The sequence below is a fragment of the Aquamicrobium terrae genome, assembly GCF_040545735.1.
Classification (GTDB): Bacteria; Pseudomonadota; Alphaproteobacteria; order Rhizobiales; family Rhizobiaceae; genus Mesorhizobium; species Mesorhizobium terrae_A.
The window spans coordinates 17,832-42,831 of sequence record NZ_JBEPML010000001.1 but is presented as its reverse complement, the minus strand read 5'-3'; the positions used below and the strand labels follow the sequence as shown (position 1 = coordinate 42,831).

Below are 25,000 nucleotides of genomic sequence, written 5' to 3'. Positions count from 1 at the left end.
GCTCAAGTTATATTTGCTCAACCGCGCAAGGTGGCGCCACCGTCCACATAAAGGTCGCTCATGGTGATGTGTCCGGCGCGGTCGGAGAGCAGGAACACCACGGCTTCGGCGATGTCCTGCGGCGTCGCCAGCTTGCCGAGCGGAATGCCGCTCTTGAACGCCTCCAGCGAGCCGGCGATCACCTTTTCCGCGCCGGTCTCGTCGGCCCACATGCCGGTCTGCATCGGCGTCAGCGTCGAGCCGGGCGCGACGATGTTGCAGCGTATGCCGAAGGGAGCCAGTTCCAGTCCGAGGCAGCGGGTGAACATGGTGGCCGCCGCCTTGGACGCCGCATAGGCGGCCATGGCGTGGCGCGGAATGCCGGCCGCGTTGGAGCTTACCGTCACCAGCGCGCCGCGCCGCCTTTCCTTCATGCGCTTTGCCAATGCCCGCATCACATGGAACACGCCGTCGCTGTTGACAGCGAACACGTTGCGCCATGTCGCGTCCGAGGTCTCGGTGACGAGATCGGTCGACAGGATGCCGGCCACGCTGACACCGAGGTCGATCGGCCCCGCGTCGCGCTCATGGGCCTCGACCAGAGCGTCGACGGCAGAAGAATCGCGCACGTCGAGCGCAGCCGTCGTCACCCTGTCCGCCGGCAGGTCGGCCAAAGCGGCAAGCCCTTCCACGTCGAAGTCGGTCGCCAGAACGTTGGCGCCCTCCTCCACCAGAAGCCGCGCCACCACCTGCCCGATACCGCCCCCGGCACCGGTCACCAGCGCGGTCTTTCCCTCAAGTCCGGTCGGGCGCATGAAAAAAACTCCTTCAGTCGTATTGGGCAAGCCGGCGGTCCAGCTCCGGCGCGATCAGCGCCGAGGCCGCCGGCGCGGTCAGTTGCGGATGCAGGAACGGCACCTCGATGCAGTCGAGCGCCGCCGCGTGCGCCAACCACAGCTCCGGCACCAGATCGGGGCGCTCCTTGTGGTCGAGCCCGGCCCGCACATGCGTGACCGTGCCGTCATAGCGGTCGTGATAGTGGGTGCGCACCAGCCGGTTGGTGTCGAGCACCACCCGCACCACCCCGTCCAGCGCCGTTCCCGGCAAATTGCCGAGCGGGCTGTCGCCGGCGCGCAGGAAGGCGATGATGGCCGCGCGCGTCGTCAGTTCGGGATGCGCGTTGGGATCGTAGCCGGCAATCGCCAGCAGCGCGCGCAGCGCCGCCGCCTCGTCCGGCTCCGGCTCGGCCCGCCAGCACTCCGCCGGATAGGAATCGAGCATCGCCACCACGCCGGCCTTCTTCCCAAGCGCCTGAAGATGCACAGCCATGGCATGCGCGATGATGCCGCCCACCGACCAGCCGGCCAGATGGTAAGGACCCTCCGGGCAAAGCTCCACGATCCGCGCCGCATAATCGGCGGCCAACGCATCGAGACTGTCGGGCAGCGGATGGCCGGGATCGATGGCCGGCGATTGCAGCCCATACACCGCGCGCCCCGCCACCAGCGACCGCGCCAGCGTGCGATAGCCCCATGAAAGCCCGCCCGCCGGATGGACGATGAACAAAGGCGGCCTGCCTCCATCGCCACCGCGCAGCCTTATGACCGGCTCAAGCCCGCTGTCATGCACCCGGTCGGCATCGATTGCTGCGGCCAGCGTGGCGATGGTCGGATGCTCGAACAGGACGCCCAGCCCCGGATCGAAGCCGAACCGCTCCTGAACCCGCAACAAGAGGTGCACGGCCAGCAGCGAGTCGCCGCCGAGATTGAAGAAATCCGCGTCCGGGTCGGGCAGCGCTTCCAATCCCAGCACATCGGCCACGAGTTGGCAGAGCGCGGCCTCGGTCGGCGTCGCCGGCGCGCGCGCGGCTGGCGCCTCGAAGCTCGGCGCCGGCAGCGCCTTGCGGTCCAGCTTGCCGTTGGCGTTGACCGGCATCGCCTGCATCTCGATCACGGCCGAAGGCACCATGTAATCCGCCAGCCGCGCCGCCATATGCCGGCGCAGCCGCTCCGCCTCATAGCCCTCGCCCGGCACTACATAGGCGACGATGCGCTTGTCGCCCGGACGGTCCTCGCGCACGATCGCCACCGCATCGCTCACCAGACCGGAGCCGGCAATCGCCGCCTCGATCTCACCGAGCTCGATGCGCAGGCCCCTGATCTTCACCTGATGGTCGGAGCGCCCGAGATAGACGACCGCGCCATCCTCGCGCAGCCGGGCCAGATCGCCGGTCATGTACATGCGCTCGCCCGGCCGGAACGGATCGGCCACGAAGCGTTCTTCCGTGAGATCCGGCCGACCCAGATAGCAGCGGGCAAGCTGCACGCCGGCAAGATAGAGATGGCCGGCGACGCCCGGCGGCAGCGGCCGCAGCCGTGCATCCAGCACATAGAGCCGCGTGTTCCACACCGGAAAACCGATCGGCACCGGCGAAGACGTATCGTCCGGCCCCGCCGGCCAGTAGCTGACATCGACCGCCGCCTCGGTCGGCCCGTAGAGATTGTGCAACTCGCCCGTGATGCGCTGATGGAAGCGGTCGCGGTGGTCGGCGGTCAGTTCCTCGCCGCTGCAGAATGTGCGCGCGACGCTCAGGCCCTGCGAGGCCGGCGAAGCCAGGAAGGCCGAGAGCATGGAAGGCACGAAATGCAGCGTGGTGATGCCGTGCCGGCGCACCAGCGCCGCAATTGCCGCCGGGTCGCGATGCGCGCCGGGCGGCGCCACCACCAGCCGCGCCCCGCACAGGAAGGGCAGGAAGAATTCCCACACCGAGACGTCGAACGTGGCGGGCGTCTTTTGCAGGAAGCGGTCTTTGGCCGAAAAGCCGTAGTGCGTGCGCATCCACTCCAGCCGGTTGACGATGGCGCGATGCTCGATCACCACGCCTTTCGGCTCGCCCGTGGAACCGGATGTGTAGATGACATAGGCCATGTCGCGGGGTTCGACCTGCGGCAATGCCGCGCCACCCGGCTCCGTCGGCCAGCACGCTGGAGCCAGTACTTGCGCGTTCGCAAAAGCTTCATTGCCCGGTTCGGCCAGCACGCAGACGGGCTCGGCGGATGCCACGATGCGGGCCAGCCGTTGCGGCGGATTGTCGAGATCGAGCGGCAGGTAGGCCGCCCCCGCCCGCAATGTCGCGATCAGCGCGATCACCAGTTCCAGCGAGCGCGGCAGCGCCACCGCCACGATCCTGTCGCGCCCTGCCCCAAGCTTCACCAGTTCGCTGGCTAGCGACGCCGTGTGCCGGTCAAGCTCGGCATAGCTCAGCACCGTGTCGCCGAACACCAACGCCGGCGCATCCGGCGTCGCGCGCATCTTGGCCTCGATCAGCGCCGTCAGCGTCGTGTCCGGCACCTTATGTTCGGTGCGGTTCGCTTCCACCACATAGCGCTGCACATCGGCCTCGCAGGCGGTCGGCACATCCGCCAGCGTCGCCGCCTCCATGGCTTTTTCGAGGAAAGCCGCCAGCCGCCGCGAATGCGCTCTTGTGGCTTCCACCGAATAGAGCACGGGATTGGAATCCACCTCCATCAGCAGCGCGCTGCGCGCATCCCCCCGGAAGGTGAAAGTGATGTCGTCCACCGCGCCCGCGCCGAGGATGTTCAGCTTAACATCCAGTCCCGGCATGGTCGGCGGCAGGTCGAAGGGCTGCATGTTGACCAGCGGCCCATAGAGCCGGCGCTGCCCGCCGACGAGCCCCAGATCGCGACGCAGTTGCTCGGAGCGGTAGCGCCCGTGCCTTCGCGCCCGCATCATCTGCTTCGACACGCCAACGAGAAAATCGCCCACGCCCTGCGTCTCGTCTGGCGCGACGCGCAGCGGCAACACGTTCATCAGCATGCAGGGCACGCGCGCCGCCACGCTGCCCAACCGCCCCATATAGGGCACGCCGACGACAATCTCTTCCGTTCCGGCGAAGCGCCGGCAATAGGCCACGACCAGCGCCGTCAGCGCATCCGGCCACGTCACTTTCGCTTCTGAAGCAAAGGCTTGCAGCCGTTCCATGAATCTTTGCGGCAGGTAGCAGCTTTCCCGGTGGAAGTTCGGGCCGGAGACAGCGCGCCCCGGGGCCATGCCGGTCACCGGCTCCAGCCCCGCCATCGCCTCGTGCCAGTATGCGCGGTCGGCCTCGCGCTTTTGCGAATCCGCATAGGCACGGTTGTCATCCAGCGCCACCTGCAACGGCGGGAAGCTCGCCGCCGGCTCCGTGCCCTTCATCAGGCAGCCATAGCGTTCGGCCACCCGGTTGGTCACCAGAACCATGCCGAAACCGTCGATGGCCAGATGGTGGATGCGCTCGTAGAAGAAATGCCGCTCATCCGACAGCCGGTAGAGCCGGAACGCCGCGATCCGGTCGCGGGCGAGGTCCACCGGCGTGTTCGTATCGGCCTCGATCAGCGCCAGCGCCTCGGCTACGGGATCGTCCGCGCCTGAAACATCCACGATTTCGAGGAACGGCCGCCGCGACGGATCGACCATTTGCACCGGTCCGTCAGGTCCGTCCTCGAAGCGCAGCGACAGCGCCTCGGCCTCCAGCACGGTCTCATCCACCGCCTTGCGGAAGGCGTCCACATCGAGCGGCCCGACAATATCGAGATACTGCCCGGTGTTGAGGATCGGATTGGCGGGGTCGATGCGCTGCGTGTACCAGAGGCCCGTCTGCGCCTCGGTCAGCGGCGCGCCTGTCCCTGAAGCGGCGGCAGGCGGCTTGGCATCCATGTCTAGGCCCCGCCGCCCGCGCCCGCCTGCTTCGCCTGGATCGCCTCCCACCAGCCGGCCAGCGTGAAGCGGTCGGCCAGTTCGGCGAATTCGAGGTCGAGCCCGTCTTCCTGCCATTTCAGGATGAGGTTGAGCAGGCGCATGGAATCGATGCCGAGGTCCATCAGGTTGTCCTCCAGCCCGATTTCCTCCGGGTCCTCGTGGATCATGCCTGCGATGTCGGCGCGCATGCGCTCCAGCGTGATGGCCATGTCAGCCTCCGTCAAACAAGGGCGGCGATGAACTGGTCGGTGCCGGCGACGACGCCGCAGCGCCCCGCCACCCAGTCCAGCGCCAGGTCGTGCTTCGCCCGGGAAAAATCGGCCAGCGCGTCGGCGGCGAAGAACGCCTCGATGTCGCGCTGGAAGGCCTCCGCCGCCGTCATCATGCAGCCGATATGGGCATAGATGCCGGTGACGATGAGCTGGTCGCGCCCGCGCGCCCGCATCAGCACCTCCAGATTGGAGCGCTGGAAGGCGCTGTAACGATGCTTGACCAGCACGAAATCGCCCTTCTCAGGTGCAACCGGCGCGATGATCGCCTGATCCGCCTCGGCCGAACTCATCCCCGGCCCCCAGATGTCGGCCTGCAAGCCACGGTCGCGCCGGTCCTGGTCGCCGTTCTGGGCGGTATAGAACACCGGAATGCCCTTCTGCCGGCAATGTGCCGCCAGCCGCGCGATATTGGCGATGGCCGGCGCAAGCGGCGAAGCATCCGTCACGAAGGGCCGCACGAAATAGTTCTGCATGTCGTGGATCAGCAGCGCCGCGCGAGCGGCTTCCACCTTCCACGGCCCGCGCGAAGCGGGCAGTTCCGCCGCTGACGGCAGGTCGTAGGGCGGGATCGTCGGCAGGCCCATGGCGTTCACCCCTTTTCCGCTTCGGCGTCGAGGAATGCCTGCCGCAGCCGCGCGCGCAGCTCCTTGCGGCTGATCTTGCCGACCGCCGTGGTCTCGAACGCATCCACGAACAGGATCTGGTCCGGCACCTTGAACTCGGCCACGTTGCGCGTGCGCATCCACGCCTTGATGGCCGCGCCCTTCGGCTTCTCGCCCTGCGGGATGATGAAGGCGCAACTCCGCTCGCCGAGGAACTCGTCCGGGATCGACACCACCGCCGCGTCGAACACGTTCGGGTGTGCCAGAAGATGGTCCTCGATCTCTTCCGCCGAAACCTTCTCGCCGGCGCGGTTGATGTGGTCGGTCGCCCGCCCCTGCACCACGAGGTAGCCCTCGGGCGTGCGCTTCACAACGTCGCCGGTGCGGTAGAAACCGTCCCCGGTGAAGGAACGCGCATTCGCGCCCGGCTCGTTGTGATAGGCGCGGATCGTATAGGGCCCGCGCGTCAGGAGGTTGCCAGCCTCGCCTTCGGGCACGGGATTGCCCTCATCGTCGACGATCAGCACCTCGTCGTCAGGGCTGATCGGCCGCCCTTGCGTTTCCACCACGATCTCGTCCGGGTCGTCGAGCCGCGTGTAGTTCACCAGCCCTTCGGCCATGCCGAACACCTGCTGGAGCCGGCAGCCCAGCGCAGCACGCACCCGGCGCGCGGCTTCCGGCATGAACTTCGCCCCGCCCACCTGCAACACCTTCAGGCTGGAAAGGTCGTGCCTTGCATTGGCCGCCGCCTGCATCCACAACAGCGCCAGCGGCGGCACCAGCCCGGTGATCGTCACCTTCTCCTGCGCGATCAGCGCGAACGCCATCTGCGCGTCGGGCGAAGGGCACATGACGATGCGGCTGCCGGCATGAAGCGCGCCCATCACGCCCGGCGAACTCATCGGGAAATTATGCGCCACCGGCAGCGCCGCCATGTAGACGCTGTTCTCATCGAGCCCGCAGATCTCGGCGCTCGCCCGGAACGAATAGATATAGTCGTCATGGGTGCGCGGAATGAGCTTCGACAGCCCGGTGCTGCCGCCCGAAATCTGCAGGAAGGCAACATCTGAGGGGGAAGGATCGCCCGGCAGCAGCGACGGATCGGCGGCAAAATCCTCGAAGCGCGCGAATTCCTCCGCCTCGCCCAGCACCACGACATGGCGAAGCCTCGGCGCCTGCGCCTTCACCTCGCGCGCAAGGGCGCGATAGTCGAAACCGTCGCCCCTGTCGGCCACCACATAGCCGGCGGCTTCGGCCTTCCCGGCGAAATGCACGATCTCGGTGCGGCGGTGCGCCGGCAGCGCGTAGACCGGGATCAGCCCGGCATAAAACAGGCCGAACACCACGGACAGAAACTCCGGCCGGTTGCCGATCTGCACGATCACCCGCTCGCCGGGCTTCAGCCCGAGCTTGAGGAAACCGGCAGCCGCCGTTTCAGCGCGGGCATGCAGCTCGCCATAACTCCAGCGCTGATCGCCGCCCACCACGGCGATGCGGTCGGGAAAGGCGGCGGCGCGCTCGCGCAGCATCTTGGGAAAAGTTTCGCCGCGCCAATAGCCCTTGTCGCGGTAGCGCCGGGCGAATTCCTCCGGCCATGTCTGGCTGACTTCACTCATGCCGCATGCTCTCGCAGGGGTCGGCCGTGCTCGTCAATACCGAGTGCGGAAAGCAGCGCCACGAACTTGGCCGAGGTCTCGTCGGTCTCGCCGGCGGGATCGGAGCCCGCGACGATGCCTGCCCCCGCATAGAGCGTCGCGTGCCTGCCAGCCAGCCGCGCGGAGCGGATCGAGACATACCATTCGCCGTCGCCCTTCTCGTCGGCCCAACCGACAGCGCCGGCATAGAAGCCGCGATCGTAGCCTTCCAGCTGGCCGATCACCCCGGCGGCGCGCTCGCGCGGCAGGCCGCACACGGCCGGCGTCGGATGCAGCGCGCCAGCCAGCTCAGCCACCGGCGTTTCGGTGTCCTTCAGCCTGCCGACGATGCGCGTGCCCAGATGCCACATGGAGGCGGTGGGCCGCAGCGTCGTGCCGTCCGGCGCCGTCAACTCACTGCAATAAGGCGACAGCGCATCGAACACCGCATCGACCACGGCCTGGTGCTCGCGCCGGTCCTTCTCCGAACCCTCCAGCACAGCGGCCGAACGGCGGTCGGCGCCCGGATCGCCGTAGCGCCGGGCCGAACCCGCCAGTGGATACGAGACCACTTCGGCACCCTTCCTCGACACCAGAAGCTCCGGTGTCGCGCCCACCAGCAGCGGGTGCGGCGCATCGGCCTCGGCCGGCAGAAGCGTGGAGAACACGGTGACGCTGGGATCCCTGCCCAGCGCTCGAATCAGGTTCCCGGCATCGAATGCATGCGACGAGGCCAGTTCGAGGCTGCGCGACAGCACGACCTTGGTCAGCGGCTCGGCATCGCCGGCCGAAGCCGCGATCATCTCCAGGCAGGCGGCGACCGCGTCGCGATAGGCCGAAGGGGCCGGCACCGGCCGGATGGTGCAATGCACCGCATCGGGCAAGGTGGCAGCCTTGCCGGCCTCGCTCCGGCTGCCCATGGCTACCGCCTCGGGCTGGAACAGGTAGTCGGCCCGGGAGCGATCGAACGGCAGGCTGCCCATGACGAGTCGCGGGCCGCCTTGGCGATCAGAAAAAAAGCCGCGTACGCGCTCCGCGAGGCTGTCGATCGCCCCGCGCGCGACTTCCGCGCGCAGCCCTTGTCCGATCAGGGTCTTTTCGCTACCGCACAGCCGGAAGACCTCTTCCGCCTGTCTGCCGGTTCCCGCAACCTCGTTTCCTGACGACAAGATACGCACCTGAGTTTCAGTTTTCCGGCCGCACATGCGGTTTGCGCGCGAAACCGGAAAGGATTCCGACAAGGGAACCCGTCATGGATTTACCGGCACCAATAAAAATATGAATTGCAATGTCAACTTAAAAACTTGCATTGTGGACGTGAATCCATGATGCCAGCGCAGACAGTTGACGAGGGCATGCAAGGAGCGAAACCGGATATGAACGAGCGGCACCGATACGATCCGGTCGCCATCTGGTTGCACTGGCTGGTGGCGGTTCTGGTGCTCGCCCAGTTCGCAACCGGCTGGATCTGGGGCTTTTTCGAGCGCGGCTCGGAGCCGCGCTTCTACCTGTTCCGCACCCACATCACCCTCGGCTCGGCCATACTGGCGCTGGCGCTGGCCCGCATAGGCTGGCGCCTCACCCATCGGGCGCCACCGCTGCCGCAAGGCATGTCGCGCCTGCAGCGGATCGCGGCGCATGCCGGGCACGGCCTGCTTTATCTGGCCATACTGGCCCAGCCGGCGCTCGGCCTGCTGGCCATTTCCGCCTTCGGCAAGACGCTTGGCCGCTGGCCGCGCGACCTCCATAATCTCGGCGCGAAGCTTATCCTCGCCATCGTCATGCTGCATGTCGCGGCGGTGGTCTGGCACCAGTTCATCCGCAGGGACGGGCTTCTGTCGCGCATGCTGCCGTCCCGCCTCGCCGTCCGCACATAGGTCCGCCTTACATGAGAAATCGCATCCAGCTTCTTGCCTGCGCCCTGTTCACGGCGCTTGCGTTTCTGACGGCCGCTCCCGCACAGGCCGAAATCGAGACGACCGATCTCACCGGCCGCAGGATCGTTCTGGCCGAACCCGCCCACCGCATCCTCATCGACGACAGCCGCTATCTGGTGGCGCTGTCGCTGATCCATCCGGACCCGGTCAGCCTGCTTTCGGCCTGGCCGCGCGACATCAACCGCCTCGGGGCGGAGACCTACCGGCAATATGCGGAAAAGTTCCCGGCCATCGAGAAGCTGGCGTTGACCGCCAGTTCGGCCGGCACCTTCTCGGTCGAACAGGTGCTGGGTGCCCAGCCGGACCTTGCCATCTTCTCGCTCCAGTCGCAGCCCGGCGCCGATGACATCGCCCGGCTGGAAGCCGCCGGCGTGCCGGTCGCCATCATCGATTTCTTCGACCAGCCTCTGGAAAACCTCGAACCCAGCCTGCGCCTGCTGGGCGACGTCACCGGCCGCCGCGCCGAGGCCGACGCCTTCCTCGCCTTCCGCCGCGCGCATATGGACGCCATCGCGGCCAGGGTGGCGGCGGCGTCCGGGCCGCGTCCGCGCGTCTTCCTGGAGCCGCATGCGGCCCGGACCGACGAGTGCTGCGCCTCGCCGGGGCGCGGCAATATCGGCAACTACATCGAGTTCGCCGGCGGCGAGAACATCGGCAACGTGTTGCAGGGCGTGACCGGCACGCTGAACCTCGAATATGTGATCTCGGCCGACCCGCAGGTCTATATCGCCACCGGCGGCCCGCATATGGAAGGCACCGCCGGCCTGCTGATCGGCCCCGGCTATGACGAAAAGCGCATAAGGGAGACACTGGCCCGCGTCGCCGCCCGCAACGGCATTTCCGGCCTCGCCGCGGCGCGCGAACACCGCGTCCACGGCCTGTCCCACCAGCTTCTCAACTCGCCACTGGATATCCTCACCGTCGAGGCGCTGGCGAAGTGGATCCGCCCCGACCTGTTCCCGGACCTCGACCCGGAAAAGACCCGACAGGAGATCAACGAGCGCTTCCTCGCCGTGCCGATCGAGGGCACCTACTGGGCCGATCTAAACTAGGCCGCGTCGTCGACCATGACCTGGAGATAGCCGCGCGAGCAGCGCTCCACCCGCGCCTGCACGCCATAGACGCCGGCGAACATTTCCGGCGTCACCGCCTCGTCGGGCGTCCCGTCGGCGAACACCTTGCCGCCCGACAGCACGAGGATGCGCTCGCACCAGCGGCAGGCCAGCGCGATGTCGTGCAGGACGAGCACCGTGGCGATGCCGCGCTCGCGGGCGATCGCCTGCACCACCTTCATCACGCGAAGCTGGTGGTTGAGGTCGAGCGCGCTGGTCGGCTCGTCCAGCAGAAGCACCGAGGGCCGCCGCGCGATCGCCTGGGCCAGGCTTGCCATCTGCCGCTGGCCGCCCGAAAGCTCGTCCAGAGGCCGCATGGCCAGTTGCTCGATGCCGAGGCGCGCCAGCGTCTCCAGCGCCAGTTCCCGGTCGGCACTCGACGCGCGACCGTGCGGCGAGGCCTTCAACGCACCCAGCAGCGCCTCGAACACGGTAAGCCCGACGCGCTGCGGCAGCGATTGCGGCATGTAGGTGACATGGGCGGCATGCTCGGCGGCGCTGGCGCCCACCAGTTCGCGCCCGCCGAAGCGGATCGAGCCGCTCGCCCGGTTGAGGCCCGCCAGTCCGCGCAGAAGAGTCGTCTTGCCTGCCGCGTTGGGCCCGACCAGCGCCGTCAGCCCGCCGCCGCGAATGGGCGCCAGCGAAAGATTGTCGATGACCTTGCGGCCCGGATAACCGACCGACAGGCCCTCCACCTCCAGCAAAGCCGCCGCGCCGCTCATGTGCGCTCCCGCCTCAGGAAGATCAGCGCCACGAAGAAGGGCACGCCGATCAGCGCCGTCACGATGCCGACCGGCATCACCGCGCCGGGCACGATCACCTTGCTGGCCACGGAAGAGAGCGACATGACCGCCGCGCCCGCCGCCATCGAGGCGGGCAGGAAGAAGCGGTGGTCCTCGCCCACCAGCAGCCGGGCGATATGCGGCCCGACCAGCCCGATGAAGCCGATGGTGCCGACGAAGGCCACCGAGGTGGCGGCGAGCAGCGAGACCCTGAGCAGCGACACGAAGCGCAGCCGTGTCACGTCCACGCCGAAGCTGCGCGCCCGGTCCTCGCCGAGCCGCAGCGCCGTCATCTTCCACGCCGACCACATGGCGGTGGGCGTGACCAGCACCAGCACGACGAACAGCACCGCCAGCTTTTCCCAGTTGCCGCGCGTCAGGCTGCCCATGCTCCAGAACACGAGCTGTTGCAGCGCCTCCTGCGTCGCCACGAACTGGATCAGCGCCACCAGCGCGTTGAAGGTGAAGACCATGGCGATGCCGAACAGCACCAGCGTTTCCGGTCCCGTCCCGCGCAGGCGCGACAGCGCCTGCAACAGAAGCACGGAGCCGAAGGCGAACAGGAAGGCGTTGCCCGACACGATCCAGCTGTTGGCGATGCCGGGCAGGCCGATGCCGAGCACGATGGCCAGCGCGGCACCCAGCGAGGCGGCCGACGACACGCCGAGCGTGAACGGACTGGCCAGCGGGTTGTTGAGGATGGTCTGCATCTCCGCGCCGGCCAGCGACAGTGCCGCGCCCACCATGACGGCCAGCAGCGCCTGCGGCAGCCGCACATCCCAGATGATGACGCGCACCGGCGGCGACAATTCGCCCGGGAAGATCAGGCCCCGCACCGCCTCGGCCACCGAAAGCTGCGACGGGCCGGTCACCAGGTCGGCAACGAAGCCGGCCAGCAGGACGACGCAGAGGCCGGCGAGGATGGCCAGCCGCCTGCGCACCAGCCGGTCATAGTCCTCGATCACGGAAGAAGCCTGCACGCTATCGGCCAAGAGATGCATCCTGAAGCAGTGGCCCGGTCAGTTCAGGGCCGGCCGCTTATGGGGTACATGATAAAAATCGTCAAGTTAGCGCCGGCCGCTCTTGACGGCGTTTCACCCGACCTGCCACAGCTTGAGGATGCAGTCCGCCGCCCCTGCCCCCGTCCAGCCCAAGCAGCCGCAACCGGCGGCGCTGGCCATTTTCGACACCGGCGTTTCCACCCACCGGCTGGAACGCCGGCTGGTTTCCACGCAGGGCGGCCGGACGTTCCAGATCTTCCTCGCCATACCGCATGCGGCGCCCCCCGTCGCCGGCCATCCGCTGCTTTACATGCTGGACGGCAATGCCGCTTTCGACGCGCTCACGCCCGCGCATCTGAAGGCCGTTCCCACCCTGGCGCTCGCCGGAATCGGCTACGACACGGACCTGCGCTTCGACGTGGTGGCACGCAGCTTCGACTTTACGCCGGTCGAGATCCCGCCGGCCCCCAACGGCCACAGGACCGGTGGCGCCGCCGCCTTTGTCGACCTTCTGGCCGGGGAACTGCGCGACGAGGTCGAGGCCGCCCTGCCCGTCGATCCGGCCCGCCGCGCCCTGTGGGGCCATTCTCTGGCGGGCCTGTGCACCCTCTATTCGCTGTTGAGCCAGCCCGGCGCCTTCCGGCGCTACGCTCCGGTCAGCCCGTCGATCTGGTGGAACGACCAGTGGATGCTCGGCCTGGAAGCCCAGACCCCGCTATCCGGCAGCGACGCCGACGTGCTGGTGATGCTGGGCGATGCCGAGCGGCGCTCGAACCCGGCCGGCCCGCATTGGGACGGCGCTGCCCCCCACACGCTGGAAATGGTCGACAGGCTGAAGCGACGGGCGGGACTGGCGGTCGAACTGCGCATCTTTCCCGAGCTCGGCCATGCCGCCACGCTGCCGGCTTCGCTTGCGCCGGCGCTGGCCTTCGCGAACCTGCAGGATCATGCCTGAGCGGCTGCAAAAGGCGCCGCCCGGCTTGCCGGCGCCGGAATTCGACATAGTTTCTGACGAAAGTTGTCGTATAATCTTGAATGATTTAGTCAACAATGGTAACCGCCATCCAGTTTGATCGAAAGGCGTCCCCGGACGGCCTTCGATGAAGTGCGCCACTGGCGCCGGGACCAGCATGGCGCTCGAGCGCCGCGAAACAATTGAGATGGGTTGCAGTATGGTCGATCTGATGAAGCATGAATTCTGTGCAAAGGGATCGGCCATGAAACGCCTGGCCGCCATCGCGCTCTCCGCCGGCATCTGCCTTGCCTTGGCCCAGTCGGCCATCGCCCAGGAGCAGGCAGCCCCTGAAGCTCCTGCCGCCACCGTTCCGGCCGAACCCGCGCCGGCACCCGTCGCGCCGGCCGAAACCACGCCTTCCGCACCGGCCGCTCAGGCCCCTGAAAGCCCTGCGCCGGCCGCCTCCGATACGCCCGCGACCGCGCAGGACGGGGCACAGGCCCCCGCACCCGCCGCGACCGAACCGGCGCAGGACGCCGAGGCCCTGCCGCTGGAAGACGGCGCGCGCGACATGACCCTGCCGCACGACCTGTCGCCGTGGGGCATGTTCATGGCCGCCGACTGGGTGGTCAAGGCCGTCATGCTGGGCCTCGCCTTCGCCTCGCTCGTCACCTGGACGGTGTGGCTGGCCAAGTCGCTGGAGCTCGCCGGATCGAAGGCGCGGCTGCGCTCGGCCCTGCGCGCCATTCTCGGCTCGACCTCTCTGCAGGAGGCCGCCCAGAAGCTCGACAAGCGCCGTGACGCCGGCGCCCTGCTCGTCAATGCCGCCATGGAAGAGACCCGGCTGTCGATCGGCGCGCTCGACCATGCCGATCCCTCCGGCCTGAAGGAGCGCGTCTTCTCGCGCCTGTCGCGCATCCAGATCCAGACCGGCCGCAGGCTCAGCCGCGGCACCGGCGTGCTGGCGACCATCGGTTCCACCGCTCCCTTCGTCGGCCTGTTCGGCACCGTGTGGGGCATCATGAACTCCTTCATCGGCATTTCGGAATCGCAGACCACCAACCTCGCCGTCGTCGCGCCGGGCATCGCCGAGGCGCTGCTGGCCACCGCCATCGGCCTCGTCGCGGCCATTCCCGCGGTGGTCATCTACAACGTGTTCTCGCGCTCGATCACCGGCTACCGGCAGGCGCTGGCCGATGCCGCCGCCGGCGTCGACCGCCTCGTCAGCCGCGACCTCGACTTCCGCCTGGTGCCCGCCGCGTCGCGGGACAGGCTGGCGGCGGAATAGGAGCAGGCGTCATGGCCGGAGGCATCAGGGAAACTGCTGGCGACGACGACGATCTCCAGGAAACCCACGAGATCAACGTCACCCCCTTCATCGACGTCATGCTGGTTCTGCTCATCATCTTCATGGTGGCGGCGCCGCTCGCCACCGTGGACGTGAATGTCGACCTGCCGGCCGCGGCCGCCACGCCGGCGCCGCGCCCGGACAAGCCGCTCTACCTCACCGTCAAGGAAGACCTGTCGGTCCTGCTCGGCAATGACGAGGTGGCCCGCGACAACCTCGCCGGGGCGCTCGACACGTTCACCGAAGGCAACAAGGAACAGCGCGTCTTCCTGCGGGCCGACCAGTCGGTCGACTATGGCGAGCTGATGAATGTCATGAACCTGCTGCGCAAGGCCGGCTATCTCAAGATTGCGCTGGTCGGCCTTGAAATGGTGCCGACGGCGACGACGGAAACCGGAACCGGGTCCCCGTGATGAGTCCCGCGATGCGCAAGACGGCCTACCATCCGGCAGACAGCCTGTCGCTCAATCTCGGCAAGGGCGAGATGGCGCTCTGGTCGGGCGCCGCCGCCTTCGTGCTCGCCGCGCATATGGCCGGCGCCTGGTATCTGCAGCGCGTGCCGGCCATGGAAGCCCCCTCCCTCGACGCCGCCCCCGCCATCATGATGGAACTGGCGCCCATGGTCGTCGCCCCCGAGGCGGTGCTGACCGACATGGCCGACGTCGTCGACAGCGCCCCCGTCGAGCAGGTGGAGGAAGTCACCGAGGAACTCGATCCGGTCGAGGAACCGGTGCTGGAAGAGGTGGCCGAGGAAACGCCGCTCGAGACCGAGGAGGTCGCCGAGATCGAGCCTCTGGAAGAGGTCGAGGAAGTCGTCGAGGAACTGGAGGAAGTGCCGCTGCCGGAGGTCGCCATGGCGGTGCCGCAGCGCCGCCCTGTCCCGGAAAAGCCGAAGCCGGTCGAAAAGCCGGTGAAGAAGAAGGTCGAAAAGAAGATCGAGAAGAAGCGGCCGGCGCCGCAGGTGGCGGCAACCAAGTCGGCCGACGACGCGCCGAAGGCTGCCGCGCCGCGCGTCAGCAAGGCGGCCGCCGGCTCCGGCATGTCGCCGGCGCGCTGGCAGTCGCGCGTCAACGCCCATCTCAACCGCTACAAGCGCTATCCGCGCGATGCCCGCGGCATCGGCACCGTCACCGTGCGCTTCACCATCAATCCGGGCGGCGACGTGGTCGGCGTGTCCCTCGCCGGCTCCTCGGGCGATCCGGCATTCGACAGCGCCGCCCTCGACCTGGTGCGCCGCGCCTCCCCGGTTCCAGCCCCGCCGCCGGACATCGCCAAGTCGCGCATGAGCCTGGTGGTGCCGATCCGCTATTCGCGCTGAAGCCCGCTGTATCGCAGAGTTGACCCGGCTCCGTCGCCAGGGCTCCTGTCCGGTGGCCTGACGCCAGCGTGCGGATGCGGACCGCCCCCTACCCGCGCCTCCCAGTGCGTCATTTGCAACAGGTTGCGGCAAACCGTTCTGCCGAAACGCAACCGGGCTGGCCCTTCATCGGATGATACTTGACAATTATTATCAGCTTCCCTAGCGGAAGGTTGCCGGTGTTTCCCGGCGACCCCGCTTTCTTGGCTCGGCAACAATCTGGAGACATTTTCCTGGCCCCGGAGGGATCGCGGCCAGCAAGAAAGGTTGGGGATGAAATCCATGGAAACTGGCAATGGTGGTCTCATGACCGCACCCGAAGGATCGGCACAGATCCGCAACACTTTGGGGCTCCTGCCCGTCATTGCCATTTCGGCAGCGTTAACCGGCCCGGCCTACGCCCAGACGGTCGCGCCTGCGCAGAACAGCGCCGGCAACAATAGTGATGTCCGACTGCAACAAGTCAACGTGCAGGGCAAGGGCGAACCGTCCAACGCCGTCGAGCAGGAAACAGACCTCGGCCGCATTCCGGGCAAGGTCAAGGACGTTCCGCAGGTCGTCAACGTCATCACACCCGAGGTGATGGAGCAACAAAAGACGCAGACGCTCGAACAGGTGCTGCGCAACGTGCCGGGCGTCACCATGGCCATTGGCGAAGGTGGTGGCGGCCTGAATGGCGACCAGTTCAAGATTCGCGGCTTCGAAGCCAAGGGCGACATCTACAGCGACGGCCTGCGCGATTTCGGCGTCTATGTCCGCGACAGCTTTGCCTATGAAGGCGTGCAGGTCTTCAAGGGTCCCTCTTCCGAGAACTTCGGCATGGGCACCACCGGCGGCGCCATCAACACCCAGCAGAAGAAAGCGCATCTCGGCGATGAAATTTATGTCGAGGGACAGGCGGGCAACGGCCCACTCGGCCGCGCCACGCTGGACGTGAACAAGCAGTTGAACGAAACCAGCGCACTGCGCTTCGTTGCTATGGGCCACTGGCAGGATCTTGCCGGCCGCGACCACGTCGAGTCCAACCGCGCCGGCATCCTCGCCACCGGTTCGTTCGGCATTGGCACCGACCTCACCTGGGACATCAGCTATATGTACCAGCATGGCGACCGTACGCCCGACTATGGCGTGCCGATGGTCGTGAATGGAACGGCAAGCCCGGATAATCCCTCGCTGCCCATCACCGAGTTCGGCGTGAGCCGTAATGTCTTCTACGGCAAGAAGCAGGACCACGACGTCTTCAACACCCATGCCGTCACCTCGAAGGTGAAATGGCAGGCCGAGGACTGGCTGACGATCTACAACGATACGCGGCTGTCCGTGTACGACCGCGATTTTTCCACCAGCGTGCCGGGGTGCAGCGGCGCATGCGCTACCGACTTCTTCGCCGGCAATCCGGCTTTCCTGTCCGGTTACGGCGGCGGCAACCCAACCTATGAGCAGAATTCCTGGGGCATCCAGAACGTGACGACAGGCGTCGCCAGGTTCGAGACCGGCTCGCTACGGCATGAACTGGTTTTGGGCCTTGATGCCTTCTATCAGGAAAACGATCGTGACGCCTTCACCGTCACCGGCAAGGATCCGAGCATCGTCTATGTCCGCAATCCGGGGGCGACTTACAACCTGCCCTATACGGTCGCGCGCAATCCCAACGGAGACCGCCACAGCACCGGCACGAATATCGCCCTGTTCGGAAGCGATCGGGTCTGGTTGACGGAACAGTTTTCCGTTCTGGCCGGCGGGCGCTTGGACTATTTCGACTCCAAGTACCATCAGGCGACCACATCGAATAGCGATCCGACTCCCTTCGACGGGCGTGAAAAGACCACTGTGTTCTCCCCCAAAGTATCGCTTATCTGGGAGCCGACATCAGATCAGACTTACTACGCTTCGTGGGCACGCTCCTTCACACCGGCGGGGCAGTTTATCGCCAACGGGTCCAGCACCATCAGCCCGACTCAACCGAACCTCGACCCGGAAAAGAGCGATCTTTACGAGGTTGGTGGAAAGGTCAATTTCCTCGGTGGGCTGATGAGCGTCACCGGCGCCGTGTTCCAGGTCGAAAAAAGCAACGCCTTCTATACCGATCCCAATACCGGTGATCCCGTTGCCACGGGCGAGAAGCAGCGCGTGCGCGGCGTCGAGCTCGGCGTTTCCGGGCGGCCTACCGAGAACTGGACTGTCGGTGTTTCCTACAGCTATCTGGACAGCAAAATCCTTACCTCGACGGCCACGCCACCGAATCCGTCGACGGTCGGCAACGAAGTTGCCTACGTGCCGCACAATGCCGTATCGCTGTGGACCAGCTACGAGGTGTCTCGCCACTTCGATATGGAAGGCAAGCTCGATGTCGGCGGCGGCATCGTCTATTCCGATGCCTACTACACGAATTCGGGCAACACCGGCCGCATTCCGGAGTCTTTCTCACTCGATGCGTTCATTGCGTATGAATACAAGAACCTGAAATTCGCTTTGAACGGCTACAATCTGACGGATAATCTCAATTACTCCACGGGTTGGAGCAACCGTGCCGTGGTGGCGCCGGGCAGGAGCTTCGTGTTCACGGTCGGCGCGAAGTTCTGATCCAGTAACCGCGTCCCGGATCGGGCCGGCCACGCTTCGGCCTGCCCGATCCGCCATGGGAGACCCATCATGCTCATCACCATTCCCGACGTGCTCACCAAGGAAGAGGTGGCCTATATCCGGCAGGTGCTGGAAAACACGCAATGGGTGGATGGGCGAACCACGGCCGGCGAGCAGGCCGCGCTGGTGAAGAAAAACCTGCAGGTGCCGGTCGACGCGCCCGCCGCGCAGGAACTCAGCCAGATCGTCATGCGTGCGCTCGGCCGCAACCCCACCTTCTCCTCGGCCGCCCTGCCCCTGCATGTGCTGCCGCCCATGTTCAACCGCTACGACGAGGGCATGACCTTCGGCGCCCATGTCGACGGCTCGATCCGCGTCGTGCCGGGCGCGGGCATGCGCCTGCGCACCGATGTCTCGTCCACCCTCTTCCTCACCCCGCCGGAAGATTATGACGGCGGCGAATTGGTGGTGCATGACACCTACGGCACCCATTCCGTAAAGCTGCCGGCCGGTCACATGGTCGTCTATCCGGCCACGTCGATGCACAGCGTCACTCCCGTCACGCGCGGCAGCCGCTGGGCGTCCTTCTTCTGGACCCAGTCCATGATCAAGGATGACTGGCGCCGCCACATGCTCTACGATCTCGACATGTCGATTATCCAGGTGCGCCAGACCATGCCCGACGATCATCCGGCCGTGGTCGGGCTGACAGCCCATTATCACAACCTGATCCGCCACTGGTCGGAACTGTAGCGGCATGACGGCCTCGCCCGTCCCCGCCGATGTCGTCTCGCTGGCGGACTATGAGCGCCACGCGCGTGAGCGTCTGCCGGCTGCCGTCTGGGCCTATATTGCCGGCGCCGGCGCTGACGGCATCACCCGGCGCTGGAATCGCGAGGCTTTCGACCGCCTGAAGCTGGAAGGCCGGGTGTTGGCCGACATGACCGGCGCCGACACGGGTCTGGACCTGTTCGGCCAGAGGCTGCGCGCTCCAATCATCCTGGCTCCTGTCGCTTTCCACAAGCTTGCCCACCCGCGGGGAGAACTGGAAACTGCTCTGGCTGCCGCCGCCACCGGCACGGTGATGACCATCAGCGCCCAGTCGAGCGTCCTCATCGAGGAGATCGCCGCCTCCGCGCAAGGGCCGTTGTGGTTCCAGCTCTACATGCAGGCGCGGCGCGAGGACACGCTTGCCCTTGTGCGCCGTGCCGAGGCAGCCGGTTGTCGCGCCCTGCTGGTAACGGCGGACGCCCCCGTCAACGGCGTGCGCAACGAAGAGCAGCGCGTAGGCTTTCGCCTGCCCGACGGCCTCGAGGCCGTGAACCTCAGAGACATGCCCGGCCCCGTCCTGCGGGTCGGCCCCGGCGAAAGCCCGGTCTTCAAGGGATTGCTGGATGCCGCCCCGACATGGCGCGACATCGAATGGCTGCGGGCAAGCACGAAACTGCCGCTGCTGCTCAAGGGCATCATGAGCTGTCATGACGTGCGCCTTGCACTCCAGAGCGGTGTCGACGGCATCGTCGTGTCCAACCATGGCGGCCGCGTGCTCGACACGCTGCCAGCCACCATCGAGGCGCTTCCAGCCATAGCCGACGAGGTCGCCGGGAAGGTGCCGATCCTGCTCGACGGCGGCGTGCGCCGTGGCACCGACATCGTCAAGGCCGTGGCCCTTGGCGCCAACGCGGTAATGGTCGGCCAACCGATATTGCACGGGCTTGCGGTTGCCGGGGCCGTGGGCTTGGCCCATATCCTCAATATCATGTGCGCGGAACTGGAGGTGGCGATGGCGCTGACCGGCCGGCCTCGCCTGAGCGATATCGACCACGGCATTTTCGCCTCCTGCTGAAACGGAAGCACCGCCGCCGGATGAACCGCAGATGAATGCGCGGTTCGCGCGCCGTTCAGCCACCGGCTCCTAATGTGCCTTCCATGGACAGGCGATGCAGCAAGCCCGTCCCCGAACGGACCCTGGAGAATACCATGCTCAAGATGATCAAGACCGCAGTTCTTTCCGCCCTCATCGGCCTCGGTGGCCTCGCCGCCATGCCGGCCGCGGCCCAGGCGGACGGCCTCTACCTCAATTTCGGCGGCAACGGCCCCGGCTACGGCGTACAGGTCAACCATCGCGATCACGGCCGCCACAACAACTGGCGCCGCGGCTGGGACCGCCGTCAGGCCTGCTCCCCCAACCGGGCGTTGAACAAGGCCGAGCGCATGGGCGTCCGCCGCGCCCGCATCGTCGATGCCAACCGCCGCGTGGTCAAGGTGGCCGGCCGCAAGTTCAACCAGCGCGTCATGGTCACCTTCGCCAACCAGCGCGGCTGTCCGCTGCTTTACCGCTAATCGGAACAGGCATCCCCATCATGAAAAGCCCCGGAGGCCATCGCCTCCGGGGCTTTTCATGATGTCGGAGCAATACCGGGCTCATCGGGACCAACCGTCATCCTCTCCCCGCAAGCGACAGGTTACCCCGCCGCCGCCACCGCAATCTTCGACATTTGGCGCCGGATGCCGCCGTTGCAGAATTCCCCTCCTCCTTGTGGGGAGGGGTTAGGGTAGGGGTTATGATGCCGCCCGGTCAGCAGACGATAGCCCGGCCGCAAACGCCCTATTTCATCTCGAAAGTCACGTTGACCTGCACGCGATAGGCATTTTCGCCCGCCTGCACAGGTGCACCGCCCGCCTGGGGCATGGCATCGAAGGACTTCGCAGCCATGCGGACAGGCATCGGCGGTGCAAACTGTTCGGAAATCTCGATCACCCTGCCCACCGAAGTGCCGGCCGCCTCGGCCAGCGTTTTGGCCTTGGCGGCGGCGTCGGCGACCGCCTTCTTGCGCGCCTCGGTGACGATGGCAGCCGGGTCCGCATTGGTGAAGACGATGCCGCCGCCCTCGTTGACGCCGAGCGTCACCGCCTTGTCGAGCAGTTCGCCGGTCTTGTCGATGTCGCGGACGCGCACCGACAGCGTGTTCGTCACCTGATAGGCGACGAGTTCGGCATTCTGGGTGCCATCGGGCTTGTTGGTGTAGTTGTAGCGGGGGCTGATCTGGATGCCGGCCGTCTGCAGGTCGCGATCCTCGATGCCGGCCGCCTTCATGGCGGTGATGACCGCCGCCATGGCGTCGTTGTTGGCATCCAGCGCCGCGCGCGCCGTCTTGGCCTCGCGCATCACCGACAGCGACAGGATGGCCATGTCGGGGGCAACCGTCGCCTCCCCCTCGCCGGTAACGAAGATGCGCGGCCCCGGCCTGGTGTCGCCGGCATGCGCGATGGCCGGCAGCGCCATCGCCGCAGCCAGTGCCAGAGGAAGAAGGAATCCGTTCATCATGTGCTCCATGAAATGCGTCCCAGCGCGAGATGGACTAAGTGGGGAATATGGACTGATTTGGGCGATTGGCGCCAGACCTTCGCCAAATGGTTGAAGTTTGCCGGTTGCCGGACAAGGGCACCGGCCTCGCCGACCTGCCGCTTCCGCGTGCCTCTTGTGCACGGCAGCGAAACACACTAATCAGCCCCCGTGGGGCCTGTAGCTCAATGGTTAGAGCCGGCGGCTCATAACCGCTTGGTTGGGGGTTCGAGTCCCTCCGGGCCCACCATTCACCTTCCCCGAATAGCTCCGAAGAACTCCGGTAAAGTCCAGAAATCTAAGGATTTGCAAGGGTTTCCGGATTAGTTAGCCTCCGAAGAGGTTCGGAACAAACCGGTGACAGCCGGAAATTTTGTTGGTATGTTTTAGCCGAGATACCCACTGGCTAGTTTTCGAGTACCAACAATGCCCCTGACCGACACCGCGTGTAAGAACGCCAAACCCTCTGATAAACCTCGCAAAATGGCAGACGGCGGCGGGCTGTTCCTGCTGGTGGCGCCCACCGGTGGCAAGCTCTGGCGCCAAGCGTATAGGTTCGACGGCAAGCAGAAGCTCTTGAGCCATGGCGCTTATCCCGCCGTGACGCTTCAAGCCGCCCGAGCCGCGCGCGATGCGGCCAAGGCCCTCTTAGCGAAGGGCATTGATCCGGGTGAAGAGAAGAAGACGGAAAAGCAGAAGGCCAAGACCGAAGCGGCCAACAGCTTCCAAGCCATTGCCGAGGAATGGTTTGCCGCCCGGAAGGCTGGCTGGACGCCAGCCTATTCCGAACGCATCTGGCGCCGGATCGAAGCCGATCTTTTCCCCGCCATTGGCTCGACTCCGATCAACGCGATTGAGCCGCCCGAAGTTCTTCGCGCGATCCGTGCCGTTGAAAGCCGCGACGCGGTGGTATTGGCGGGGCGACTGCTTCAGGTCGCAGGTCAGATTTTCCGATACGCCGTTGCCAGTGGCCGTGCCGTCCGTGACCCGACTCAAGACCTGAAGGGCGCTCTAAAGGCCCCCGGTGCGCAGAAGCACCGTAGCGCTTTGAAAGCGGCTGAACTCCCCGAGTTCCTGAAGGCGCTGTCGAACTATCAGGGCGACCGGCAAACCGTGCTGGCGCTGCGACTGGTCATGCACACGGCCGTCAGGACCGCCGAAGCCCGCTTCGCCATATGGTCAGAGTTCGAAGGGCTGGACGGCGCCGAACCGCTCTGGCGTATCCCTGCCGAGCGGATGAAAATGCGCTCCGGCCATTTGGTGCCGTTGTCGCCGCAGGTGGTCGCGATCCTGAAGGAACTGAAGAAGATCGCAGGCGATTCCGATTATGTCCTGCCGTCCGCGACGAAGGAAAAAGTCGTTTCCCAAAATACCATGATCTTCGCGCTTTACCGGTTAGGCTACCATAGCCGGGCGACGGTCCACGGTTTCCGTGGCACCTTTTCGACTGTCTTGAACGAGTCCGGCTTCAACCGCGACTGGATCGAACGGCAGCTTGCGCACACCGACGGGGATTCTGTTCGTTCGGCCTACAATGCCGCCGAGTGGCTTGCCGACCGTCGTGCAATGCTCTGCTGGTGGTCCGACTATGTGGACGCTGCCGAGCATGGCCGGAAGGTGATCCCGTTTCCGGGGCGTCGAGCATGACTGACGAAAAGCTGCCCGTGCGCGTATCGGAATGGGAGGTTCAGGCCGATAGGCTGGTAGAGAAGCAGGCGGCAGCGCATCAGGTCGCCGGGGAAGTCGCGGTGGACGGCCGTGCCTACGCGGTTGATGCGCCGAACGGTGAGCCCGTTTTCAGGAGCGGGACTGTCGCCGATGTGCGGCAGTACGAACGTGCCGTTCATGACCTTACGATGCTCGGGGCAGATGCGTCACCGGAAGAGCGAAAAGCCCTAGCAGCGAAGGTACAGCGCAAGCGCAACAAGCTGGTATTTGCGAAGAAGAAGCAGCGACCCGGTAAGTTTGCCTATCCCGAGCGACATTCCAAGATCAACGTACCTGACCGCTTGAAGCCGGATTATCGAACTTTCGAGGCATGGCTTATTGAAAGTCTCGAAAGCGTGCTGTCGAAGAACGCGATGAACTTCTGCTTCTGGTGCACGGCGGAAGTCGATGCGGGACGCATCGACCTAGACCGACTCGGCTTCAGCAAGGACATGATAGCCAAGGTGAAGTCGGGCGGCGCGTTTGGGCCCGAGGAATTTCTTTCCGTCGTGACCGGCATCCACCTAGACCGGGTGCGGAAGGGCTTTGAAATCCTCCACATGGGCCATGCACCGGCTGAACTTGAAAGGCTTCAAGGTGCCGGACAGTACCTTTCTAACGATGAATTGGACCTTTGCCTAACAGCCTGCCGGGAGTGGTGCGGATATGACGAAGGGCCGGGAGTCGACCAAGCATCGGCCGTAGTCCGCGAGCTTTTCGAAGAGATGAAACGTCGCCGAATCGACAAACATGAACTTTCTGCCCGCGCCCATGTTGCCGTGACCACGCTGGACTCGTGGAACAATAGTGACGCGGCGAAACGCAAACCCCCTTCTTTGCCCAAGATCGCCGCGTGCTTGGAAGCAATGGGGTTGCGCCTGTTGGTGGTGCCTGAAGCCGAGGTTCCCATGATCAACCGCCTTCGGCGTGAACTCGCTGAACAGGAGAAGGCGACATATGATCGTGATTGGGGCAAGAAAGTCTAAGACCCTACTGTAGTGGGCTAAATTCCCCGCGCCCCTTCCGCCACCTTTTGAGCCAAGCCGGACGCTTCCGGCGCAATTCGAAAGGTGGACCATGCACGACAATCCCTCACCCTCTTTTGTGCGGTGGCCCGAGCTTTTGGCGGAAGTGCCGCTCGGGCAGAACTCCATCCGCGACATGATTAGCCGGGGCGAATTTCCGGCGCCCGTTCCTCTTGGCCCCCGCACCGTGGGCTTCGTCCGCGACGAAATCGAGGCATGGAAGGCCGAACGCATCGCGGCGCGCGGAGGGCAGCGCAATGGCCGTTGATCCCGTCACCACGGCACTTCAGGCGCTGCCCGACGGCGCCGACCACCTGACCGCCGCGTTCGCCGGTGCTGCCGCTGGCGCCCGCGTGTTGCCGGTCCAGCGGCACGGAAACACCTACGCTCCGATTGACGTGCCGATGGGACCGGGCCGTTCGCCGTGGACGGCCGCGACGCGCGATCACGGTAGGCTCCGGCGCCTCTTTGCCGAGCACCCGGACGCCGTTCCGGCCTTTGTTGATCAAACGGAAGCGGGGCCGCGAGCCCGCATCTGGTCCGGCGGCCGCCTCGCCACCATTCCCACCAGCTACGTGAGGGCCTGACCATGCTGAAATCTG

23 protein-coding genes and 1 tRNA gene are annotated in these 25,000 nt (G+C 66.0%); 15 read left to right on the top strand and 9 right to left on the bottom strand.

Features of this window, described 5'->3' with window-relative positions; translation table 11 throughout:
• Positions 1 to 17: 17 nt before the first annotated feature.
• Genes ABID37_RS00195 through ABID37_RS00170 form a run of 6 tightly spaced genes read right to left on the bottom strand, consistent with a single transcriptional unit; the run spans position 18 to position 8,423 of the window.
• On the bottom strand, positions 18 to 794 hold the full coding sequence (locus tag ABID37_RS00195) for a 2,3-dihydro-2,3-dihydroxybenzoate dehydrogenase (RefSeq protein ID WP_354191922.1): 777 nt from the start codon (positions 792 to 794) through the stop codon (positions 18 to 20).
• A gap of 13 nt (positions 795 to 807) precedes the next feature.
• Positions 808 to 4,695: a non-ribosomal peptide synthetase gene (locus ABID37_RS00190; protein ID WP_354191921.1), complete on the bottom strand. Its 3,888-nt coding sequence runs from the start codon at positions 4,693 to 4,695 to the stop codon at positions 808 to 810.
• Between the two features lie 2 nt (positions 4,696 to 4,697).
• A complete protein-coding gene (locus ABID37_RS00185) occupies positions 4,698 to 4,946 on the bottom strand; it encodes a phosphopantetheine-binding protein (RefSeq protein WP_354191920.1) in 249 nt (82 codons plus the stop codon).
• A gap of 11 nt (positions 4,947 to 4,957) precedes the next feature.
• The gene (locus ABID37_RS00180) at positions 4,958 to 5,593 is read right to left on the bottom strand and encodes an isochorismatase family protein (RefSeq protein WP_354191919.1); all 636 of its coding nucleotides are present in this window, start codon (positions 5,591 to 5,593) and stop codon (positions 4,958 to 4,960) included.
• 5 nt (positions 5,594 to 5,598) lie between these two features.
• Positions 5,599 to 7,227, bottom strand: a complete 1,629-nt coding sequence (locus tag ABID37_RS00175) for a (2,3-dihydroxybenzoyl)adenylate synthase (RefSeq protein ID WP_354191918.1) — start codon at positions 7,225 to 7,227, stop codon at positions 5,599 to 5,601.
• Positions 7,224 to 8,423 (bottom strand): isochorismate synthase, encoded by a 1,200-nt coding sequence (locus ABID37_RS00170; protein WP_435521511.1) that lies wholly within the window; start codon positions 8,421 to 8,423, stop codon positions 7,224 to 7,226. The genes ABID37_RS00175 and ABID37_RS00170 overlap by 4 nt, the downstream gene beginning before the upstream one ends.
• A 198-nt stretch (positions 8,424 to 8,621) precedes the next feature.
• Between ABID37_RS00170 and ABID37_RS00165 the strand changes: the two genes are divergently transcribed.
• Positions 8,622 to 9,122 (top strand): cytochrome b, encoded by a 501-nt coding sequence (locus ABID37_RS00165; RefSeq protein ID WP_354191916.1) that lies wholly within the window; start codon positions 8,622 to 8,624, stop codon positions 9,120 to 9,122.
• 11 nt (positions 9,123 to 9,133) lie between these two features.
• Positions 9,134 to 10,234: an ABC transporter substrate-binding protein gene (locus tag ABID37_RS00160; protein ID WP_354191915.1), complete on the top strand. Its 1,101-nt coding sequence runs from the start codon at positions 9,134 to 9,136 to the stop codon at positions 10,232 to 10,234.
• Here ABID37_RS00160 and ABID37_RS00155 read toward each other — a convergent pair.
• Together ABID37_RS00155 and ABID37_RS00150 are read right to left on the bottom strand one after the other, a co-directional pair.
• Complete coding sequence (locus ABID37_RS00155; RefSeq protein ID WP_354191914.1) at positions 10,231 to 11,016, bottom strand: ABC transporter ATP-binding protein; 786 nt, start codon at positions 11,014 to 11,016, stop codon at positions 10,231 to 10,233. The genes ABID37_RS00160 and ABID37_RS00155 overlap by 4 nt on opposite strands.
• Positions 11,013 to 12,077: a FecCD family ABC transporter permease gene (locus ABID37_RS00150; RefSeq protein ID WP_354191913.1), complete on the bottom strand. Its 1,065-nt coding sequence runs from the start codon at positions 12,075 to 12,077 to the stop codon at positions 11,013 to 11,015. The genes ABID37_RS00155 and ABID37_RS00150 overlap by 4 nt, the downstream gene beginning before the upstream one ends.
• Before the next feature lie 118 nt (positions 12,078 to 12,195).
• Here ABID37_RS00150 and ABID37_RS00145 point away from each other — a divergent pair, with 118 nt between their 5' ends.
• The 8 genes from ABID37_RS00145 to ABID37_RS00110 all read left to right on the top strand — a co-directional run bounded on the left by ABID37_RS00145 (position 12,196) and on the right by ABID37_RS00110 (position 20,663).
• A complete protein-coding gene (locus tag ABID37_RS00145; protein ID WP_354191912.1) occupies positions 12,196 to 13,032 on the top strand; it encodes an alpha/beta hydrolase in 837 nt (278 codons plus the stop codon).
• Positions 13,033 to 13,294: 262 nt separating this feature from the next.
• Positions 13,295 to 14,320 (top strand): tonB-system energizer ExbB, encoded by a 1,026-nt coding sequence (exbB, locus tag ABID37_RS00140; RefSeq protein WP_354191911.1) that lies wholly within the window; start codon positions 13,295 to 13,297, stop codon positions 14,318 to 14,320.
• A gap of 11 nt (positions 14,321 to 14,331) precedes the next feature.
• Positions 14,332 to 14,793: a TonB system transport protein ExbD gene (exbD, locus tag ABID37_RS00135; RefSeq protein WP_354191909.1), complete on the top strand. Its 462-nt coding sequence runs from the start codon at positions 14,332 to 14,334 to the stop codon at positions 14,791 to 14,793.
• Between the two features lie 11 nt (positions 14,794 to 14,804).
• Complete coding sequence (locus ABID37_RS00130; RefSeq protein ID WP_354191908.1) at positions 14,805 to 15,698, top strand: energy transducer TonB family protein; 894 nt, start codon at positions 14,805 to 14,807, stop codon at positions 15,696 to 15,698.
• Positions 15,699 to 16,043: 345 nt separating this feature from the next.
• Entirely contained in the window at positions 16,044 to 18,320 is a 2,277-nt protein-coding gene (locus ABID37_RS00125) for a TonB-dependent receptor (protein ID WP_354191907.1), read from the top strand.
• A gap of 69 nt (positions 18,321 to 18,389) precedes the next feature.
• Positions 18,390 to 19,073, top strand: a complete 684-nt coding sequence (locus ABID37_RS00120; RefSeq protein WP_354191906.1) for a Fe2+-dependent dioxygenase — start codon at positions 18,390 to 18,392, stop codon at positions 19,071 to 19,073.
• 4 nt (positions 19,074 to 19,077) lie between these two features.
• A complete protein-coding gene (locus tag ABID37_RS00115; protein ID WP_354191905.1) occupies positions 19,078 to 20,166 on the top strand; it encodes an alpha-hydroxy acid oxidase in 1,089 nt (362 codons plus the stop codon).
• A gap of 134 nt (positions 20,167 to 20,300) precedes the next feature.
• Positions 20,301 to 20,663 (top strand): hypothetical protein, encoded by a 363-nt coding sequence (locus ABID37_RS00110; protein WP_354191904.1) that lies wholly within the window; start codon positions 20,301 to 20,303, stop codon positions 20,661 to 20,663.
• A 265-nt stretch (positions 20,664 to 20,928) separates the two neighbouring features.
• Here the strand turns inward: ABID37_RS00110 and ABID37_RS00105 are convergent, their stop codons facing one another.
• The gene (locus ABID37_RS00105; RefSeq protein ID WP_354191903.1) at positions 20,929 to 21,645 is read right to left on the bottom strand and encodes an SIMPL domain-containing protein; all 717 of its coding nucleotides are present in this window, start codon (positions 21,643 to 21,645) and stop codon (positions 20,929 to 20,931) included.
• 195 nt (positions 21,646 to 21,840) lie between these two features.
• Between ABID37_RS00105 and ABID37_RS00100 the strand changes: the two genes are divergently transcribed.
• The 5 genes from ABID37_RS00100 (at position 21,841) to ABID37_RS00080 (ending at position 24,985) form a co-directional block, all read left to right on the top strand.
• A tRNA-Ile gene (locus ABID37_RS00100) sits at positions 21,841 to 21,916 on the top strand.
• A 176-nt stretch (positions 21,917 to 22,092) separates the two neighbouring features.
• Complete coding sequence (locus ABID37_RS00095; protein WP_354191902.1) at positions 22,093 to 23,313, top strand: tyrosine-type recombinase/integrase; 1,221 nt, start codon at positions 22,093 to 22,095, stop codon at positions 23,311 to 23,313.
• Entirely contained in the window at positions 23,310 to 24,359 is a 1,050-nt protein-coding gene (locus tag ABID37_RS00090; RefSeq protein ID WP_354191901.1) for a hypothetical protein, read from the top strand. Before ABID37_RS00095 ends, ABID37_RS00090 begins: the two co-directional genes overlap by 4 nt.
• Positions 24,360 to 24,450: 91 nt before the next feature.
• The gene (locus ABID37_RS00085; protein ID WP_354191900.1) at positions 24,451 to 24,666 is read left to right on the top strand and encodes a helix-turn-helix transcriptional regulator; all 216 of its coding nucleotides are present in this window, start codon (positions 24,451 to 24,453) and stop codon (positions 24,664 to 24,666) included.
• The gene (locus ABID37_RS00080; protein ID WP_354191898.1) at positions 24,656 to 24,985 is read left to right on the top strand and encodes a hypothetical protein; all 330 of its coding nucleotides are present in this window, start codon (positions 24,656 to 24,658) and stop codon (positions 24,983 to 24,985) included. Before ABID37_RS00085 ends, ABID37_RS00080 begins: the two co-directional genes overlap by 11 nt.
• Positions 24,986 to 25,000 lie beyond the last annotated feature (15 nt).